The sequence below is a fragment of the Frankia canadensis genome, from assembly GCF_900197875.1.
In the GTDB taxonomy this organism is placed as follows: domain Bacteria; phylum Actinomycetota; class Actinomycetes; order Frankiales; family Frankiaceae; genus Frankia; species Frankia canadensis.
On record NZ_FZMO01000046.1, the window covers coordinates 1 to 17,420 of the forward strand.

General features: G+C 73.8%; 16 protein-coding genes. 4 read left to right on the forward strand and 12 right to left on the reverse strand.

The window, feature by feature from the left end; translation table 11 throughout:
• The coding region (locus tag C1A33_RS05480; RefSeq protein WP_207770175.1) for an HNH endonuclease at positions 1–744 on the forward strand (744 nt) is incomplete at its 5' end.
• Between the two features lie 78 nt (positions 745–822).
• On the opposite strand, the gene C1A33_RS05485 is transcribed toward C1A33_RS05480, so the two are convergent.
• On the reverse strand, positions 823–1,791 hold the full coding sequence (locus C1A33_RS05485) for a LysR family transcriptional regulator (RefSeq protein ID WP_101830431.1): 969 nt from the start codon (positions 1,789–1,791) through the stop codon (positions 823–825).
• Positions 1,792–1,898: 107 nt separating this feature from the next.
• On the opposite strand from C1A33_RS05485, the gene C1A33_RS05490 reads away from it, so the two are divergent.
• Positions 1,899–2,264 carry a YybH family protein gene (locus C1A33_RS05490; protein WP_101830432.1) on the forward strand — a complete coding sequence of 122 codons (366 nt, stop codon included), beginning with the start codon at positions 1,899–1,901 and terminating at the stop codon, positions 2,262–2,264.
• 4 nt (positions 2,265–2,268) lie between these two features.
• On the opposite strand, the gene uraH is transcribed toward C1A33_RS05490, so the two are convergent.
• From uraH to C1A33_RS05520, 6 genes are all read right to left on the reverse strand, one after another.
• Positions 2,269–2,607 (reverse strand): hydroxyisourate hydrolase, encoded by a 339-nt coding sequence (gene uraH / locus C1A33_RS05495; protein WP_101830433.1) that lies wholly within the window; start codon positions 2,605–2,607, stop codon positions 2,269–2,271.
• 19 nt (positions 2,608–2,626) lie between these two features.
• A complete protein-coding gene (locus C1A33_RS05500) occupies positions 2,627–4,177 on the reverse strand; it encodes an allantoicase (protein ID WP_101830434.1) in 1,551 nt (516 codons plus the stop codon).
• A 109-nt stretch (positions 4,178–4,286) separates the two neighbouring features.
• Positions 4,287–5,720 (reverse strand): allantoinase AllB, encoded by a 1,434-nt coding sequence (gene allB, locus C1A33_RS05505; protein WP_101830435.1) that lies wholly within the window; start codon positions 5,718–5,720, stop codon positions 4,287–4,289.
• A complete protein-coding gene (gene pucD, locus C1A33_RS05510; RefSeq protein ID WP_101830436.1) occupies positions 5,717–8,053 on the reverse strand; it encodes a xanthine dehydrogenase subunit D in 2,337 nt (778 codons plus the stop codon). The genes allB and pucD overlap by 4 nt, the downstream gene beginning before the upstream one ends.
• Positions 8,050–8,550 (reverse strand): (2Fe-2S)-binding protein, encoded by a 501-nt coding sequence (locus tag C1A33_RS05515; protein WP_101830437.1) that lies wholly within the window; start codon positions 8,548–8,550, stop codon positions 8,050–8,052. The genes pucD and C1A33_RS05515 overlap by 4 nt, the downstream gene beginning before the upstream one ends.
• Positions 8,547–9,446 carry an FAD binding domain-containing protein gene (locus C1A33_RS05520; protein WP_101830475.1) on the reverse strand — a complete coding sequence of 300 codons (900 nt, stop codon included), beginning with the start codon at positions 9,444–9,446 and terminating at the stop codon, positions 8,547–8,549. The genes C1A33_RS05515 and C1A33_RS05520 overlap by 4 nt, the downstream gene beginning before the upstream one ends.
• A 213-nt stretch (positions 9,447–9,659) precedes the next feature.
• On the opposite strand from C1A33_RS05520, the gene C1A33_RS05525 reads away from it, so the two are divergent.
• Entirely contained in the window at positions 9,660–10,748 is a 1,089-nt protein-coding gene (locus C1A33_RS05525; RefSeq protein WP_101830476.1) for an aromatic ring-hydroxylating oxygenase subunit alpha, read from the forward strand.
• 71 nt (positions 10,749–10,819) lie between these two features.
• Positions 10,820–12,007 (forward strand): ATP-binding protein, encoded by a 1,188-nt coding sequence (locus C1A33_RS05530; RefSeq protein WP_101830477.1) that lies wholly within the window; start codon positions 10,820–10,822, stop codon positions 12,005–12,007.
• A gap of 10 nt (positions 12,008–12,017) precedes the next feature.
• Here C1A33_RS05530 and C1A33_RS05535 read toward each other — a convergent pair whose 3' ends face one another.
• Genes C1A33_RS05535 through C1A33_RS05555 form a run of 5 tightly spaced genes read right to left on the reverse strand, consistent with a single transcriptional unit; the run spans position 12,018 to position 17,148 of the window.
• Entirely contained in the window at positions 12,018–13,673 is a 1,656-nt protein-coding gene (locus C1A33_RS05535) for an adenine deaminase C-terminal domain-containing protein (protein WP_243407223.1), read from the reverse strand.
• Between the two features lie 52 nt (positions 13,674–13,725).
• Positions 13,726–14,529 (reverse strand): ABC transporter permease, encoded by an 804-nt coding sequence (locus C1A33_RS05540; RefSeq protein WP_101830478.1) that lies wholly within the window; start codon positions 14,527–14,529, stop codon positions 13,726–13,728.
• On the reverse strand, positions 14,526–15,293 hold the full coding sequence (locus tag C1A33_RS05545) for an ABC transporter permease (RefSeq protein WP_101830439.1): 768 nt from the start codon (positions 15,291–15,293) through the stop codon (positions 14,526–14,528). The genes C1A33_RS05540 and C1A33_RS05545 overlap by 4 nt, the downstream gene beginning before the upstream one ends.
• Positions 15,290–16,120, reverse strand: coding sequence for an ABC transporter ATP-binding protein (locus C1A33_RS05550; RefSeq protein ID WP_101830440.1), 831 nt, complete (start codon positions 16,118–16,120; stop codon positions 15,290–15,292). The genes C1A33_RS05545 and C1A33_RS05550 overlap by 4 nt, the downstream gene beginning before the upstream one ends.
• Positions 16,117–17,148, reverse strand: a complete 1,032-nt coding sequence (locus C1A33_RS05555) for an ABC transporter substrate-binding protein (protein WP_101830441.1) — start codon at positions 17,146–17,148, stop codon at positions 16,117–16,119. Before C1A33_RS05555 ends, C1A33_RS05550 begins: the two co-directional genes overlap by 4 nt.
• Between the last annotated feature and the right edge of the window lie 272 nt (positions 17,149–17,420).

A 17,420-nucleotide genomic window follows, 5' to 3' on the forward strand; every position in this document is an offset into this window, starting at 1 on the left:
GCCAGAACGGAACGCCTCGGCTGCGACACCTACCTCCGCGACCTCCACACCGCCCTCAACATCCACCTCGAAACCACCACCCCCACCAGCACCAGCACCAGCACCAGCACCAGCACCAGCCAGAACAGCAAGAACGAGGACCCCCCGCACGACACCGCCGACAACGACCACACCGACGGCGATGACATCGACAGCGAGGACGGCGACAGCGGCGGCCCAGGAAGTGAGGACCGTCAACAAACGGCAGGACGCATACAAGGCACCCTCGGCGGCATCCTCGGCCCCCACATCGGACTACCCGCCACCGTCCTCGAACGCCTCGGCTGCGACACCTACCTCCGCGACCTCCACACCGACCAGCACGGCAACCCGCTGCACCTCGGCAGACGACGACGCTTCCCCACCAACCGCCTCCGCGACGCCGTCCACCTCCGCGACCGCGGACACTGCCGCTACCCCGGCTGCCAGCGCACCCGATGGCTCCAAACCCACCACGCCATCAGCTGGGAACAAGGAGGAACCACCGACATCGAAAACCTGCTCCTGCTCTGCAGCCGACACCACAAAACCATCCACGACCAGCACATCACCCTGCACCGATCGGGCCGCAACACCGTCTACGCCACCCGGGCCGATGGCACCCCCATCACCGCCACATCACCCACCCTCACCACCCACGACCTCGACGCACTCATCCGCAACCTCGACGGTGGAGGTGGAGGCCAAGGCGCGGACGTGCGCTGATCTATGAGAAGGCCACTGCGCGCCAGCATCCACTGGGCGACCGCCATGAGCTCGTCGTCCTGGTACCGAAGTGCCGGCTTAGCGCGACGTCGGCCGGGCGGTTGACGTCGGCTGGGCGAAGCGGCGGTGGCAGTGGCGGATGAGCACTCGTAGTGCCGGGTCGTGGGTGTCGCCCCAGACGAGGGCGAGGGCGGCGAGGGTGGGGACGTCCTCGATCGGCATGCTGCGCAGCCGGTCGGGCTGATCGTCCACCATCGACGCCGACAGGACGGCGACGCCGAGGCCGCGGGCCGCGAGCTCGGCGACAGCCGTCGGCGCCGCGGCCTCCAGCGTCACGCGCGGGCGCTCGCCGGCGGCCGCACAGGCCCGGTCGAACACCGCCCGCACGCCGGTGCCGGTCGGCAGGCAGGCGATGGGATAGGGCACCAGATCACCGACGCGCAGGCTGGACCGGACGGCCAACGGGTGAGCGGGCGCGACCGCGGCGACCAGCGGCTCCGCGACGACGGGCATCGCCCGCGGCCCGGACACCGCCCGCGGCTCGGGCAGGGCGCCCGCCCCGGACATGGTGCCAGCCCCGGACAGGAGTGGCGCGTCAGCGGGCGTGCCGACCAGGGCCAGGCCCAGCGACCCGGCGCGGACCTGGTCGAGAAGTCGGTCGGAGCTGTCCTCCGTCAGGGTGATCTCGATGCCGGGATGTTCGGCGTGGAAGGAGGCGAGCGCGTCGAACAGCGGCTCGAACGTGCAGGACGCGACCATGCCCACCACGATCCGGCCCCTGATCAGACCGTTCACCTCGTCGACGGCCGCCCGCACGGCGCCGACGGCCGCCAGCGCCGCCCGGGCGTGCTCCAGCGCCGCAACGCCCGCGGGCGTCAACGTCGCGCTGCGGCCCGAGCGGTCGATCAGGAGCGCGCCCAGCTCATGTTCCAGTACGCGGACCTGGGCGCTGACCCCCGACTGGCTGATGCGCACCCGCTGCGCGGCACGGGTGAAGTTCGCCTCCTCGGCGACGGCGATGAAGTACTCCAGCTGGCGCAGTTCCATAATCCGGGATTCTAGATCCCATCAGAATCATCTGTTGGACTACTACGTCTCCCGCTGGCGAGACTGGCGGCACAGCACACTGACCGGAACGGAAGAAGGAGTCGAGGATGACCGAGCACGAGGGCGCCCGCACGCCTGAGGATCTGACCAGGCTGTTCGTCGAGCGGGCGAACGCCGGGGACGCCGCCGGCATCGCGGAGCTCTACGAGCGTGACGCCGTCATGGCGTACCCGCCAGGTGGCCAGACCGTGGGGCGCGACGCCATCCGGGCGCTGTGGGAGAAGGTGCTCGCGGACGCGCCACGCTTCGAGCCCGAGGCGCCGCTGCCCACCCTGGTTCACGGCGACGTCGCGCTGACATCCACGGTGGCCCGGGATGGCGCCGGCGCCCGCGCGCAGGTCGCCCGTCGCCAGCCGGACGGCACCTGGCTGCGGCTGCTCGACCAGCCCGAGTTCGTCCGGGCCGACGGTTGACCGGTCAGCTGCCCCGGTAGGTCGAGTAGCCGAACGGCGCTAGCAGCAGCGGGACGTGATGGTGCTCGGCCGGGTCGGTGACCGCGAACGTGATCGTCACCTCGGGGAAGAACGCCGAGCGCGCGTGGGTGTCGAAGACGAGCCGCCAGCGGCCGGGCGCGGTCAGCGGCAGGCCCGCGAGCCGGCCGTCGGCGTCGGTGACCCCGGACGCGACGGCCGTCCAGACGCCAGCCTGTTCCGGGGAGGCAGCCTGTTGCGGGGGCAGGCCGCGTTCAAGGCGGACTGGTACGCCCGCGGCGGGACGTCCCGCCGCGGTGTCCAGCACATGGGTGGACAGGCCCATCAGCCCCTCCCTCCGGTGATCAGGCGCCGGTGATCAGGTGGCGGATGCGCAGGGCGGTGATCTCGGCCTGTTGGCCTGCGGCGATCCGCAGTTCCTCGGCCGGGCCGTGGGTCATCCGCTCGTGGAGCACCGTGAGCATCTCCTCGGCGGTGCGGCCCGCCGCCCGGACCAGGAAGATGTAGCCGAAACGGTCCTCGTACTCGGCGTTGCCGGCGGCGAAGGCGGCCCTGATCTCGTCGGACGCCTCGTCCATCGCCGCCTGCTCCCGCCGGGGGGCGTCGAGGGAGACGAGCGAGGCCCGGGCGGTCGTCGGCGGCGCCGGGGTGCGGGTGGGGCGCTCGCCGATCCGGGGGTGCGCGGTGAACGCCTCCAGCCAGGCCGGCTCGGGCAGCGCCCACCATTCCTGCTCGGCGGCGGGCAGCAGCCCGGCCAGGGTGCCGAACGGGCGGCGCTCCACCACTGCGGCGGCCCAGTCCTCGGAACCGCAGCAGGCCAGCAGCTCCTCGATCGCGGCTTCCGGGGACAGCGCGTCGAACCAGCGCATGGCGAGCGACTCCCGCCCGGTCGACGTCGGCAGGCCGGTCAGGCGCAGCCGGGCGAGGCCGCCGTCGGGGATGGCGTCGATGCGCACATGGGTGGCCTGGACGGGAACCTCCAGGTCGAACAGGTGGCGGGTGTTGGGCTGCACCCGGGTGCGCGGCAGGAGCGGGAACCAGTCGCCGATGGCGCTGACGTCGTCGGGGTCGAGCAGGTCCGGGTAGTCGGCCGCCCACAGCTCGACGGCCCGGGGGGCGTTGCCGCGGAAGTGGCTGGTGTCGACCTCAGCCCGCACGATCAGGCCCTGGGTGACCAGGCGCACCACCGCCCAGTCGTGCCCCGTGCCGCGGCGGCGGCGGGTCTCCCAGCCCTCCCCCATCGCCCGGGCATCACCGGAGGCGTTGAGGTTGTGGCGGTCGCCATAGTGCATGTCGCTGGCCGCGACGACAACCCCGCCCAGGTCGGCGGCGGCGAGGTCGGAGGTGACATGGTCGAGCAGCCGGGGATCCGGCACGACCGTGCCGTGCACGCGCAGCCGGGCGACGCCGCCGTCCGGGTGGATCGTGAGCCGCAGGTGGGTGATGCGGGTCAGGCCGTGCTCGGCCACGGGCAGGACGTTGGCGGCGTCGGCGGTCACCGGGGTGCGCGGCACGAGTTCGACCCAGTCGACGGCGGGGTCGGCCGCCTCGGCCGCCGAGGGGTAGCCGGCGAGCGTCGCCCCGTGGATCGTGACGGCCTCCGGCGCGTTGCCGGTGAAGTGGGTGGTGTCGACGGTGATCGCCCGGGCGATGCCGGGCGAGCCCAGGCGGACGATGGCCCAGTCAGCCCCGGGCAGGTCGCGGCGACGGCGGGTCTCCCAGCCGTCCGTCCACTGGCCGCGCTCGGTGAACACGCCCGGCCGGACCACGGGCGCCTCGGGCAGCAGCATCCGCTCGGCGAACGCGAAGAACTCATCGTTGACGGCCACGACCGTGCCACCGAACCGGGCCGCCGCCAGATCGGCAAGGTTGGTCAGATCGGGCTGGTCACTCATCAGAATCCCTCTCGGTCAGACGGGTGGCGGCACGGGCCCCGCGGGGACAGGATGGGGCACCGCGTTTGCGGGACGCAAAGAGTACGTCTCTCATCGGGTGATACGTCCCTCATCGGGCGAGCAGCCGTCCGCGGGGCGGACGGTTGCCGTCGGCGCGCACCCCCCGGAGGTAGGTCGCCTGGACCAGTCCGGTCAGGCTGCGGCCCGCGTAGGGGGTCAGCGGGTGGCGGTGGTGCAGCATGGCTGGTTCGACGACGAACGACGCGTCCGGGTCGAGGACGACGAGGTCGGCGTCGGCGCCCACCGCGATCCGGCCCTTGGCGCGCAGGCCGGCGAGGTCCGCCGGTCCCGTGCACATCCAGCGGACCACGTCGGCGAGGCTGTGGCCACGCGCGCGGGCCCCCGTCCACACGGCGGGCAGCCCGATCTGCACGGACGCGATCCCGCCCCAGGCGGCGGCGAAGTCGCCGGTGTCGATCTGCCTGACCGCCGGCGTCGACGGGGAGTGGTCGGTGACGACGCCGGCGAACAGTCCCTCGGCGAGCGCGTCCCACAGCCGGTCCTGGTTCGTCCGGCCCCGGATGGGTGGGGCGCACTTGAACACGGTGGCGCCGTCGGGCACCTCCTCGGCGGTGAAGGTCAGGTAGTGCGGGCAGGTCTCGACGCTCAGCGGCAGTCCCTCCACCCGGGCGGCCAGGACGTCGTCGAGCGCGTCCGCGGCGGACAGGTGCAGCACGTGCAGCCGGGCGCCGGTCGCCGCGGACAGCGCCGCGAGTCCCGCCACCGCCCGCTTCTCCGCGGCCGGTGGCCGGGAGGCCAGCCAGCTCGCGAACGCCCGGCCGACCACCGGCGGGGCCGCGGCGAGGACCGTGGGCGACTCGGCGTGCACGACGGTGAGGGCGCCCATGCGGGCGGTGTGCCCGACGGCGGCGGCCAGGACGTCCATCGACACGTGCGGGAACTCCTCGACCCCGGACGGGGCCAGGAACGCCTTGAATCCGAAGACGCCGGCGTCGTGCAGCGCGGCGAGGTCGCGCTGGCGGCGGGTGTCGGCGCCGATGATGCCGCCCCAGAAACCCACGTCGACGGCGATCTGCCCGGCGGCCGCGGCCCGCTTGGCCTCGAGGGCGGCGAGCGACGTCGTCGGCGGGATCGCGTTCAGCGGCATGTCGATGATCGTGGTGACGCCGCCGGCGGCCGCCGCCCGGGTCGCGGTGGCGAATCCCTCCCACTCGGTGCGGCCGGGCTCGTTGACGTGCACGTGGCTGTCGACGACGCCCGGCATCAGCACGAGGTCGCCGAGGTCGGTCACCGGCACCCCCGCCGGCGCCTCGGTCAGCACCGTGACCGCCGTGATCCGGCCGGCCTCGACGTGTACCGCCGCGGGACGCTCGCCGTCGGGGAGGATGACCCGGCGCGAGCGCAGGACCCGCGGGCGCTCGGGCAGTGCCAGGCGGGGCAGTGCCAGGCGGGAGAGTGCCAGGCGGGGCAGTGCCAGGCGGGAATCAGCCAGGGCAGGGCCAGAAGGGGCGGAGTCGCTCATGCTGGCGGGTCACCTCCAGGGGCGCCAGGCAGGTCGACAGGGTTTTCCAGATCAACGAGGTCCTGCGGGCGGACGGGGACGCGGCGCAGGTCGCGGCCCACCGCCGCCCGGATCGCCGCGACGATCGCCGGCGTCGCCGTGCAGGTGGGGGCCTCACCGACACCCTTCACCCCGTACGGGGCTTCCGGCTGTGGCTCGGTGACGGCCACGAAGTCCAGGTCGGGGACGTCGGCGGCGGTGGGCAGCAGGTAGTCGTGGAAGGTCGGGTTCGTCACCCGCCCGCCGTCGGTGACCAGCTCCTCCATCACGGCCAGGCCCAGGCCCTGCGCGGTGCCGCCCTCGACCTGGCCGCGCAGCGCCAGCGGGTTGAGCACGGTGCCGCAGTCCTGGGCCAGCGCCATCGACACGACCCGGACCAGCCCCAGGTCGAGGTCGACGTCGACGACGGCCCGATGCGCGGCGGCGGCGAAGGCGACGTGCGGATCCCCCTGGCCGGCGGCGTCGAGCGCGGTGGTGCGCCGGTGGTGAAAGGTGAACTCGGCCTCGACCGGGCCGGCGGCGAGCGCGTCGGCCAGCGTGAGGCGCAGGCCCGCCTCGGCGCCCACGATCCGTCCCGCGGTGATGCGCAGGCTTGCCCCGGGCGCCTCGACGACCCGCGCTGGCAGTCCGGCGGTGCGGGCCACGCGGGCCAGCAGGCGGTCGGCGACCGCGACGCACGCTCCGCGCACCGCCCCGCCGCTCATCCAGGTCTGGCGGGACGCACTGGTGGAGCCGGCGCTACCGATCGCGGTGTCCGCCGGGCGCAGCACGACCTGGTCGACGCCGAGCTCGGTGCGGGCGATCTGCTCGGCGATGGCGACGAACCCCTGGCCGACCTCGGCGCAGGCGCTGTGGATGCTGGCCCGCGGGGTGCCGTCGGCGGCGAGGTCGAGGCGGACGCGAGCCACGGAGGAGTCGTCCATGCCCTCGGAGAACAGCAGGTTCTTGTAGGCAAGGGCGTATCCGACGCCGCGACGCACCCGGCTCGGGTCGGCGGCGGCGGGCAGGCCGCCGGGCAGGGTGAGGCCCGTCGGGCCGGCTGGGCCAGCCGTCGGTGACGGGGGCAGGGGTCGGGCGGCGACGAGCTGGATGAGTTCCCGGGCGGGTAGCGGGCCGCCCATCACCTGGCCGGTCGGCAGGATGTCGCCCGGGCAGATGGCGTTGCGCACGCGCAGCTCGACGGGGTCCAGGCCGACAGCGTCCGCCAGCCGGTCCAACTGGGCCTCGTGGCCGATGGTCACCTGCGGAACGCCGAACCCGCGCATGGCCCCGCAGGGCGGGTTGTTGGTCCGCACCACCACCCCGTGCAGCCGCGCGTGGGGCACCCGGTACGGACCGGCCGCGTGGGTGACCGCGTTGGCCAGCACCGCCGGGGACGACGACGCGTAGGCGCCGCCGTCGAGGACCAGACGGGCCTGGACGCTGACCAGATCGCCGGCACGGGTGGCGGTGTGCCGGAACCACATGCGGGCGGGATGACGGTGGGGATGGCCGAGGAACGACTCGACCCGGTCGTAGGCGATCCGGACCGGCGCCCCCGCTGCCCGGGCCAGCAGCGCCCCGTGGATCTGCAGGGTGATGTCCTCGCGCCCGCCGAACGCGCCCCCCACCCCGGCCAGGGTGAGCCGGACGAGATCCTCCGGCAGGGCCAGGCAGGCGGCGAGCTGCTCGCGGTCGGAGTGCAGCCACTGGGTGGCGACCCGCAGGTCGACGCCACCGTCCGCCGCCGGGGTGATGAGGGCCGCCTCGGGTGCGAGGAACGCCTGGTCCTGCATGCCGACGACGTAGTGGTCCTCGATCACCACCGGACCGTCGCGGTCGGGGTCGCCGTGGCGAACGTCGATCTCGCGGTAGAGGTTGCCTGCCGGGTGCAGGCGAGGCGTGTCCGGGGCGAGCGCGAGCGCGGGATCGGTGTGGGGCGGCAACGGCTCGTAGTCGACCTCGATCGCCGCGAGGGCGCGGCGGGCGGTACGGGCGTCGACGGCGGCCACCGCGGCCACCGGCTCCCCGGCGTAGCGGGCCTCGGTCGCGGCGAAGACGGGCTGGTCGGCGATGATCAGCCCGTAGGTGGCGACGCCGGGCACGTCTGCGGCGGTCACGACGGCCGCGACGCCCGGCAGCTGGCGGGCCGTCGCGGTGTCGACGCGGCGGATCCGCGCCCGCGGGTGTGGGCAGCGCAGGGTCCGCCCGTGCAGCATTCCCGGGACCCGCAGGTCCCCGGCGTAGGGGAACGTCCCGGCCACCTTCGCCGGGCCGTCCGGGCGGCGGGCGGACGCGCCGACGCCGCCGCTCACCGTGCGTCCCTGTCTCGTTGGACGGCCCTGTCGCGCTGGACGGCCTGGACGGCGGCGATGATCCGGCCGTAGCCGGTGCAGCGGCAGATGTTGCCGGCCAGCGCCTCACGCAGTTCGTCCGCGTCGGCGTCCGGCCGGCGGGTGAGCAGGTCCGTCACCGCGACGACGAAACCGGGCGTGCAGAAGCCGCACTGCACGGCCCCCTCGGCGAGAAACGTCGCCCGCACCGCGCGGGCGAGCCCGACGGTCCCGAGCCCGGCGACGGTGACGACCCGGGCCCCGTCCGCGTCGGCGGCGAGCACCGTGCACGACGCCGCGAGCCGGCCGTCGAGCAGCACCGAGCAGGCGCCGCACCGCCCCTGCTCGCAGGCGTCCTTGACCGCCGTCACGCCGAGGGCGTCACGCAGCACCGTCAGCAGCGAGTCCCCGATCCAGGCACCGCTGACCGTGCGCGGGAACCCGTCGACGTGCAGCCGGTAGGTCTCCCCGCCACTCACGTCGGCTCATCCGGTGTCGCGGCGGGGAGCAGGCAGCGGGTGAACGCGCGGCCGGCGAGCACGCCCGCCGCGTGCCAGCGGTACTCGGCCGACTCCCGCGGGCCGACGGGCAGGGCCGGCGCGATCCGGGCGGCCGCCGCGGTCACCAGGTCGGCGAAACGGCGGGCCGCGGCGGGTGACGCCGTCCCGGTTGCCCAGTCGATGTCGCCCGCGGCGGCGCTCTCGGCCTCCTCCATCCGGGCCGGCAGCCGGCCTACTCCCCCGATCGCGCAGGTCAGGCTGCGGCGTAGCCGGTCGACGAGGACGGCGCAGGAGACGACGGCGGGGAAGGCCGCCTGCCGTCCGCCGATCTTGAGGTAGGTCTGCGGACCGCCCGGTCGGGCCAGGCGCACCGCGGTGACCACGGCACCTGGTGCGGGGCCGCCGGCGAGGAAGCGGGCGAGCGGCAGCCGAGCGGGCCCGCTCGGCGAGGCGGTGAGCACCTCCGCGTCGGCGGCGGTGAGGAACGTCAGCAGGTCGCCGGCCGGCCGGGCCGAGCCGAGGGCTCCGCCGACCGTGCCGGTGTTGCGGATCTGCACGGACCCGACGACCCGGGCGGTCCGGGCGAGCCCCGGCGACAGGGACCAGCCGACGAGATCGGTGTAGGTCACGCCGGCGCCGACGGTCAGACTGTCGGCGCCGGCGCCGCGCACGCGCAGTTCCTGCACCCGCCGCAGGGCGACGACGGCGTCCGCGCGGCGCTCGCCGGAGCGCAGCGCGGGCACCAGGTCCGTCCCACCGGAGAGCAGGACGACCTCGGTACCGGACTCGCGGGCGCCGGCGAGCATGTCCACCGCCTCCCCCACCGTGCGCGGGCGGTACATCGCCGACGCGGGGCGAGCGGGCGAGGAGTGCATGGCATCCGACACTAGAGGCGGAACGTTACGTTGATGTTCGTCGCATCGTCGTCACCCAGTGTTACATGCTCGGCGTCGCGAGGAAACACGAAGACGTTTTTCTCGGGGTAGGGGCCCTTGTCCCCCTTTGGCCGGATCGGTCGTGTCCGCGTCGCGCGACTGTGCGATACAGGAGGGGACCGGGACAGGAGGGGACCGACGAGCGAGGTGGGCATGTCACGTCGTCTGAGGAACACCACTCCCGCGCTGCGCCATGGCTGGCATCCGGTGGCCCGCTCGACGGAGGTCGGCGACGAGCCGGTGGCCGTGCGCCTGCTCGGGGAGCCCTGGGTGGTCGCCCGGCTGGACGACAGGCTGGCCGCCTTCGCCGACCGGTGCCCGCACCGGCTCGCCCCGTTGTCCGCCGGCCGGGTGGACGCGGACGAGCTGGTCTGCGGCTACCACGGGTGGCGGTTCGTCGCGTCCGGCGAGTGCACGACGGTGCCCGCTCTCGGCCCTGGCACGCCACCGCCCAGACGGGCCAGGGCGGTCCCCGCCTGGGGGGTCACCGAGCGGCATGGCCTGGTCTGGATCGCGCCGCGGGAGCCGGTGGCCGAGCTGATCGAGCTGCCCGAGGAGCACTCGACCGGCTTCGACTCGGTGTGGCTCGAGCCGACCCGCACCACCGCGTGCGCCGGCCTGCTGGCCGACAACTTCCTGGACACCGCGCACTTCCCGTTCGTGCACGCGGACACGATCGGCGCCGGCGAGGACACCGCCGTCCCGCCCTACCGGGTCACCCCCGACGGCGACGGCTTCGTGGTCCAGCTCGAGCAGGTGGTGGCCAATCCGGAGGATCCCCTGGTCGCGACGGGCGAGCACCCCCTCGTCCAGCGCCGCTGGACGACCTACGTCTACCGGCCGCCGTTCATGCTCCGCCTGCGGATGGAGTACCCGGACGCCGGCACGATCACCAGCATCCTGTTCTGCCTGCAACCCGAGGACTCCGGCGCCACCCGCGTCTACACCCGGGTGCTGCGCGACGATCTCGGGGGCGACGCGGACCGGCTGGCCGAGGCCGCCCGCTTCGAGCAGCGCGTCCTCGACGAGGACCTGGCTCTGCAGGAACGCTTCGACCTCGACGGGCTCCCCCTGCTCGGCGACGACGGCGAGCCCGCCGAGGAGGTGAGCATCCGCGCCGACGCGGCGGGAGTCGCCCTGCGCCGCGCCCTGGCCGCCCTGGTCGACCGGCACACTCCCGCGACGGCCCGGGAGCGCCGCGTCGCCCGGCGAACGGCGGATATCCGACAGGCAAGGCGCTGACTTCCCAGCTCAACGGCTCGGCGCGCAACCTACGATGGAGATCGCCGATGCGGGCCGGGAGGCAGGACTTCATGACGGAGCTGGGGAGCGGGGCGGTCTGGGCCGATCTCGATCCGCGGGAGTTCGAGCGGTTCCGCCGGCTGGTGAGCGCGTCGGGTCGGCGTGCCGAGGCGAGCCTCGCGGGGCTCGCCGACCGGGAGCTGGCCGTCGCGCTCGGGGTGGCGTCGGCGCAGGGCGCGTTGCTGCCCGAGGCGCTGCTGCTGTTCGGCCGGCCGGAGGCGATCCGGTGGCACCTGCCGTTCCACGAGGTGGCGATGCAGGTACTGCGGGGCGAGGTCGCCGAGGTCAACGACTTCTTCCACTGGCCGCTGTTCCGGCTGGCCGAGGAGCTGCTCGCCCGGTTCCGCGCCCGTACCGCCACGCAGGCCGTCCGGTACGAGCTCGTGCGGGTGCAGGTCCCCGCCTGTTCGGAGCAGGCGTTCCGGGAGCTGCTGACCAACGCGCTGACCCACCGGGACTACACCGTCCCGGGCGTGGTGCACGTCCGCTGGGGCGAGGACGGCATCCAGATCGCCAATCCGGCCCGCCTGGGTGTCGACCCGCGTCCCGGCACCGCGCTGTCCGGGCTGCCCGTGGCGCGCAACCCGCTGCTCGTGGACGCCTTCCGGCGGGCCGGTATCGCCCAGCGCACCGGGCGGGGCGTCGGTCGGGCGATCGCCGAGCAGCTCCGCCACGGTCTCGCCGCGCCGCGCTTCGAGCGGTCGACCGACCGGGCCGTCATCGCCCTGCTGCCCGGCGACGACCCCGATCTCGCCTTCGCGCGGTACGTCGTGGCCCGCGAGCATCTCGGCCAGCCACTGGGACGCGCCCACCTCCAGCTGCTGACCGCGCTGATCCACCGCCATCGGCTGCGGACCGCCGAGGCGGCGGCGCTGCTCACCACGGACCGATCCCATGCCCGGGCGACGCTGTTCGGCCTGCTGCGGGCGGGCCTCGTGCAGGTCAGCGGCGACAGCGCCGGCCGTACCTGGCAGCTGACCGACCAGGTGCGGCGCGACCTTCGCGACAGCGCCGCGCACGTCCGCGACCAGCTCACCGGTCGGACCGGACCGGCCACGCCCGCACCTGCCACGCCCGCACCTGCCACGCCCGCACCTGCCGCGCATGGCCCGGCTGGGCCCCACGCGTCGGCGGGATGGGCGATCCCGGACGCGGGTCCTGCCCTGCCGCCGGCGCGGCGGGCCAGCGGTCGTCCCTGACGGGCCCCGCTCAGGGACGGGTGTGCAGGAGGCGGCCGAGGGACGCCAGGGTGCGCAGTGGGGACGGGAGAGTGCAGCCCAGGGCCGTGGCGGCCGTGTCGACGGCTACCAGTTCGCCGAGCACCGCCTCCCAGGGGGCGTCGCTCATCAGGCCGAGCAGGGGCAGCGGGCAGGCCGCGCGCACCCAGCCCTGGTCGACGACGGCGAAGCCGCCACCCATGCCCTCGATCGCCCGCGCGACGGTCAGCATGTCGTCGTCGCGAACCCCAATGATGATCACCTGACCGGGGTCGCGGCCGGTGGTGAACCCCAGCGCGCCGCGTACGAGCCCGCAGCCGCGCAGCAGGCCGATCTCGACCGAACCGCCGTCCCCGGTCTGGCTCGAGAAGACCGCGACCTTCTGCAGGTCACGGGTCGGATCGGCGGTGACCTGCTCACCGCGGACGGTCGGTGCCATCCGCGCCACGCGGACCTGATGGCGGGCCGCCGCAGCCGGCCGCGTGCCGGCGGCGGGCCCGAGCGTCGCCGCCGCGGGCGAGGGCAGCGGAACAGCACTGTCGATGCTCGCCACGGCGACGCTGCCGTCGCGCCCGCCGGGGCAGGCGAAGGAACCGGCGTGCAGGTCCGCCGGCAGCCGGACGCGACCATCCGCCCAGGACGGTGGCGGATCCGCGTTCTCGAACAGCGGCCGTCCGCGTTCGGCGGCGATGCGGCCGCCGGCGACGACGACGTCCGGGGGCGCGGCGTCCGCCAGCGCGGCGACCACCTGCAGGTCGGCGAGCCGCGCGGGGGCGATCGAGCCGAGCACCGCCTCCAGGCCGTGCGCGCGGGCGGGTAGCAGGGTGGCCCGCCGGATGGCCTCGATCGGGCTGGTTCCCTGGCTGACGGCGAGGTGCACGTCATGGTCGACGTGGCCGTGGGTGGCGAGCTCCGCGACGGTTCTGATGCCCGCGCGGACGGGGCTGGCGAGGGCCTGGCGCAGCCCGTCGCCAGCCCCCGCCGCCAGCGCGGACAGCCCGTTCGTCCCAGTGGCGGACGGTCCGATACCGCCGCCCGCGCCGGCGGGCGCCCGGCCCGCACGGGCGAGGATCCGCAGGGGCGTCGCGGAGCCGGTCGCGAACTCCACCGCACGGGTCCCACCGAGCGCGGTGAGCGCGGTCGAGTCGGCGAGCAGGGTGCCGGTGCCGTGCGGGACGATGAGCCGGGCCAGTTCCCCCGGGCTGAGCAGGGTGTCCTCGATGCGCAGCCCGGCGTCGACGTAGGCGGGCAGCACGTGGCGGCCCGCGGCGTCGAGGGAACGCCGTCCGCCCAGCACCCCTGGCTTCGTCACCGCGGCGATGTACCGCCCGACGATGAGGATGTCCCGGCTGACCACGCTGCCGTCGTGGACGACCATGACCAGCCCGCCGCGCACGACGAGATCCGCGTCCTCGTCGCCGCGGGCCACCCGGCGCAGCCGCTCCACCTGGACGGCCGACGGCACCAGCCGCTCCACACCGGCCAGCCGCTCAGCACCGGCCAGCCGCTCGACGGGTTCGGGGCGGCCCGCCGGCTGGGCGGGCGGCACGGGACGGCCGGCGTCCGGCACCGCCGGTGGGCGGCGCGGGATCGTCGACCGGGTTGTTGACGCCAGCCAGGGTCCGCGGCTGGTGCGTGCGACGTTCACGCGTGATCCTTTGTCCTCATCCTCGCGGCTGTCCTTGTCCTCGCGGCCACCGCTAGCTGCCGCGTCCCGAGTTCGGGCCATACCGGGCGAGGACGATCGCCTCGATGACGCCGACGACCGCGTACAGCGCGATGCTCGCCGCGGTGATGACGACGACGGACGCCCACACCCCGCCGTAGTCGAAGGTCTGCTGGGCGCGCTGCATGGAGTAGCCGAGGCCCTTGCCGGTGGCCAGCCATTCGGCCAGCAGGGCCCCGATGATCGCGCCGGGGACGGCGATCCGCGCGGAGACGAACAGCGCGGGCAGGGCGCTGGGCAGCGACACCTTGCGCAGCACCGTCGCCGGGCCGCCGCCGTAGGCGAGCACGAGGTCGGCGGCGGCCGGCGGGCCGGAGCGCAGGCCGAAGACCAGGTTCACCAGCGACGGGAAGAACACGATGATGCCCGCGATCACCCCGACGGCGGTCAGCCCCCGCCCGAACACCAGCGTGAGCAGCGGGATCATCGCGACCAGCGGCACGGAGCGCAGCGTCAGCGCGACCGGCATCAGCGCCCGCTCGACCGAGCGGAACAGCACGAACGTGACGGCCACGACGATCGCCGCCGCCGTGCCCACCAGGTAACCCATCCCGGCGTCACCGAGGGTCCGCCACAGGCCGTCGAGGATCACCCGTCGGCTCCGCGGCGCCTTCTCGGCGGTGAACAGGTAGTCCCAGACCGCCTTCGGGTCCTTCGCTACCAGGGAGTTCAGGTCGAAGACGGCGATGAACGCGTACCAGAGCCCGATGATCACGGCCACGGACGCCACCACCGACAGCATCGTCCGTCCCAGCCGCCACGCGACCGTGGCGATCATCCGGCACCGCCCGGGTTGCCGCGCGGCGCCCACGGCGTGAGCAGCCGGGCGGCCAGCGCGGTCAGCGCGTAGCCCAGCCCGGCGACGGCCGAGGCGACCACGGCCAGCGCCCACGTGCGCGGGACCTCCAGCGCCTGCTGCGAGTGGACCATCGCCACTCCCAGGCCACGGTCGGCGCCGAGGTACTCACCGATGATCGCGCCGAGGACGGCCGCGGGCGCGGCGATCTGCAGCCCGGCGAAGGTGCTGGGCAGGGCGGCGCGCAGCCGGACGTGGCGCGTCTGGCGCAGCGGCCCGCCGCCGCTGGCCCGCACCACGTCGAGGCTCGCCGGGTCGGCGGCCCGCAGGCCCAGCAGCGTGCCGACCATCGTCGTGAAGAACACCGAGATGCCGGCCAGCGCGATCTGCGGGGTGCTGCCGTCGAAGACGGTGGTCAGGATCGGCCCGATCGCGATCACCGGCAGGCAGTAGGACGCCACCCCGATCTGCAGCAGCACCCGCTCCACGACCGGAACGCCGAAGAAGACGACGGCGAGGCCGATGGCCAGCCCGTTGCCGATCAGCCAGCCCTTCAGCGCGATGCCGATCGTCGCCCGGGCCGACGTCCACATCAGGCGATGGTCGTCCCACAGCGCCCGCACGACCTCCCACGGGGTCGGCACGACGCCGCCGTTACTCAGGACGGTGACGGCGAGCAGCCACCACAGCGCGAGCAGGCCGACGACGCCGACCAGCCCGCCGACCCAGGCCGGCCGTGCGGTCATGCGTCGCTGCCCACCGGCGCCGGCGCCGGCTCTGGCGCCGCGGCGGGCGCACTGCCGGAGAAGAGCAGGGCGGACAGCTCGTCGTGCAGTTCGTGGAAGCGGGGTGAGCGCAGCATCTCCGGGGTGCGCGGGCGCGGCAGGTCGATGTCGACGAGGGCGGAGATCCGGCCGGGCCGCGCGCTCATCACCGCGACCGTGTCGGAGAGGATCACCGCCTCGGGGATGGAGTGCGTGACAAGCACCGTGGTCGTGGCACGCTCGCTCCAGATCCGCAGCAGCTCGAAGTTGAGCCGCTGGCGGGTCATGTCGTCGAGCGCGCCGAAGGGCTCGTCGAGCAGCAGCACCCGCGGTTCGACGACCAGCGCGCGGGCGATCGCGACGCGCTGGCGCATGCCGCCGGACAGCTGCGCGGGCCGGGCCTTCTCGAAGCCGGTCAGCCCGACCAGGCTGATCAGGTCGGCGATCACCGAGCGTTCCACCTTCACGCCGCTGACCTCCAGCGGCAGGCGGATGTTCGCCTCCACCGAGCGCCACGGCAGCAGCGCCGCGTCCTGGAACGCGATGCCGAGATGGTGGCCGCGCCGGGCGGCGGCCGGATGCTCGCCGTGGACCAGCACCTCGCCGGCGCTCGGCGCCTCCAGATCGGCGAGGATGCGCAGCACCGTCGACTTCCCGCACCCGGACGGTCCGATCAGGGTCAGGAACGACCCCTCCTCGGTGGAGATGGTGACGTCCTCCAGCGCGTGCACGGTCCTGCGGCCGAGGCGGAACTCCTTGCGCAGGCCCACCACGCTCACCCCGGAGCCGGAGCCTGGGGCAGCACTCATATCAACTCCGGCTTCTCCTTGTACAGTTCGCGGAGGATGGACAGGTCGAAGAGCTTGTCCGCGGTGAGGTCGACGCCGGCGATCTTCAGCGTCGCGATGTTCTCCTCGACCAGCTCGTCGGTGACGGTGAACAGGCCGTTCTTCTTCGTCTCCGCGGTGAGAATGAGTTTGTTCTGGTCGGTGCTCTCCAGCACCTGTTCCTTCTCGTCGAGGCCGAGGTCCTTGCCGTAGACGGTGGCGGCGAGCTTCGCGCCGAGCGCCGGGTCGGCGGTGGCGTCCTTCCAGCCGCGGATCTCCGCGGTGAGGGCCGCCTTCACCTTGTCCCGGTTCTTCGCGATCGACTCGTCGCTGACCATGAAGGTCTCCGAGACGAGCGGGTAGTTGTGGTCGGCGAGCAGGAAGGTGGTGACGTCGAAACCCTTCACCCGCAGCGAGTTCGGTTCGTTCGTGACGAACGAGAACCAGCCGTCGACGGTTCCCGTGGTCAGCGGCAGCGGGTCGAACTCGACGGGGACCTTCGTGATCGCGGAGGGGTCGATCTTGTTCGCCTTCAGGAAGGCCGTCCAGACCGACTCGTTCGTCGCCTGCACACCGATCTTCTTGCCGAGCATCTCCTGCGGGGAGGTGATCGGCTTCTTCGTCAGCGACATGATGGCGAAGGGGTTCTTCTGGTACTGCGCACCGATGATCTTCAGCGGCGCACCCTGGGTGATCGCGTTTCCGGTGATGTCCGGCGAGGAGATGCCGATAAACGCCTTGCCCGTCGCGACGTCGGTGTCCTGCGGCGTCGCCGACGGGCCGCCGGCGATCAGGTTGACGCCGGAGAATCCGGCCGCCTTGTAGTAGCCGCGCTGGTCGGCGATGTACTCGCCAGCGAACTCGACGTTCTTGATCCAGGACAGCCGGATGGCGAGCGTTCCGAACGATCCGGAGCCACTCGAGCTCGAGTCCTCGTCGTCGCTGCCGCACGCGGCCAGCAGACCGCCCCCACCGACGGAGAGCAGAGTCGCTCCCGCGGTCACGCCCATGCCCCGGCGGAGGAAACCCCGCCGATCCAGACCTTTTGTCACCAAACCCCCATCGACTGCGCCCGCCCACCCGAGCGGTCTCCCGGACGCTAGGAAGGAGGCGTATCCGTCCCATCGCACCCAGGTGAATTGCGGGTAACTCCATTCTGGCCCCCGCCCGGCCGAGCTCGGACAGCACCCGCCGAAATCCGGCGCGGCGAAACACCGCCGAAACCTGAACGCCCAGAACCGGGATTCACGTTCATCTGTCCGACATCGGGCCCCGGGAAGTG

Bases quoted from the DNA above. Each gene is read 5' to 3' on its own strand.
- C1A33_RS05485 (WP_101830431.1), bottom strand. From the start codon at position 1,791: ATGGAACTGCGCCAGCTGGAGTACTTCATCGCCGTCGCCGAGGAGGCG.
- C1A33_RS05490 (WP_101830432.1), top strand. From the start codon at position 1,899: ATGACCGAGCACGAGGGCGCCCGCACGCCTGAGGATCTGACCAGGCTG.
- uraH (WP_101830433.1), bottom strand. From the start codon at position 2,607: ATGGGCCTGTCCACCCATGTGCTGGACACCGCGGCGGGACGTCCCGCC.
- C1A33_RS05500 (WP_101830434.1), bottom strand. From the start codon at position 4,177: ATGAGTGACCAGCCCGATCTGACCAACCTTGCCGATCTGGCGGCGGCC.
- allB (WP_101830435.1), bottom strand. From the start codon at position 5,720: ATGAGCGACTCCGCCCCTTCTGGCCCTGCCCTGGCTGATTCCCGCCTG.
- C1A33_RS05520 (WP_101830475.1), bottom strand. From the start codon at position 9,446: ATGCACTCCTCGCCCGCTCGCCCCGCGTCGGCGATGTACCGCCCGCGC.
- C1A33_RS05525 (WP_101830476.1), top strand. From the start codon at position 9,660: ATGTCACGTCGTCTGAGGAACACCACTCCCGCGCTGCGCCATGGCTGG.
- C1A33_RS05530 (WP_101830477.1), top strand. From the start codon at position 10,820: ATGACGGAGCTGGGGAGCGGGGCGGTCTGGGCCGATCTCGATCCGCGG.
- C1A33_RS05540 (WP_101830478.1), bottom strand. From the start codon at position 14,529: ATGATCGCCACGGTCGCGTGGCGGCTGGGACGGACGATGCTGTCGGTG.
- C1A33_RS05545 (WP_101830439.1), bottom strand. From the start codon at position 15,293: ATGACCGCACGGCCGGCCTGGGTCGGCGGGCTGGTCGGCGTCGTCGGC.
- C1A33_RS05550 (WP_101830440.1), bottom strand. From the start codon at position 16,120: ATGAGTGCTGCCCCAGGCTCCGGCTCCGGGGTGAGCGTGGTGGGCCTG.
- C1A33_RS05555 (WP_101830441.1), bottom strand. From the start codon at position 17,148: ATGGGCGTGACCGCGGGAGCGACTCTGCTCTCCGTCGGTGGGGGCGGT.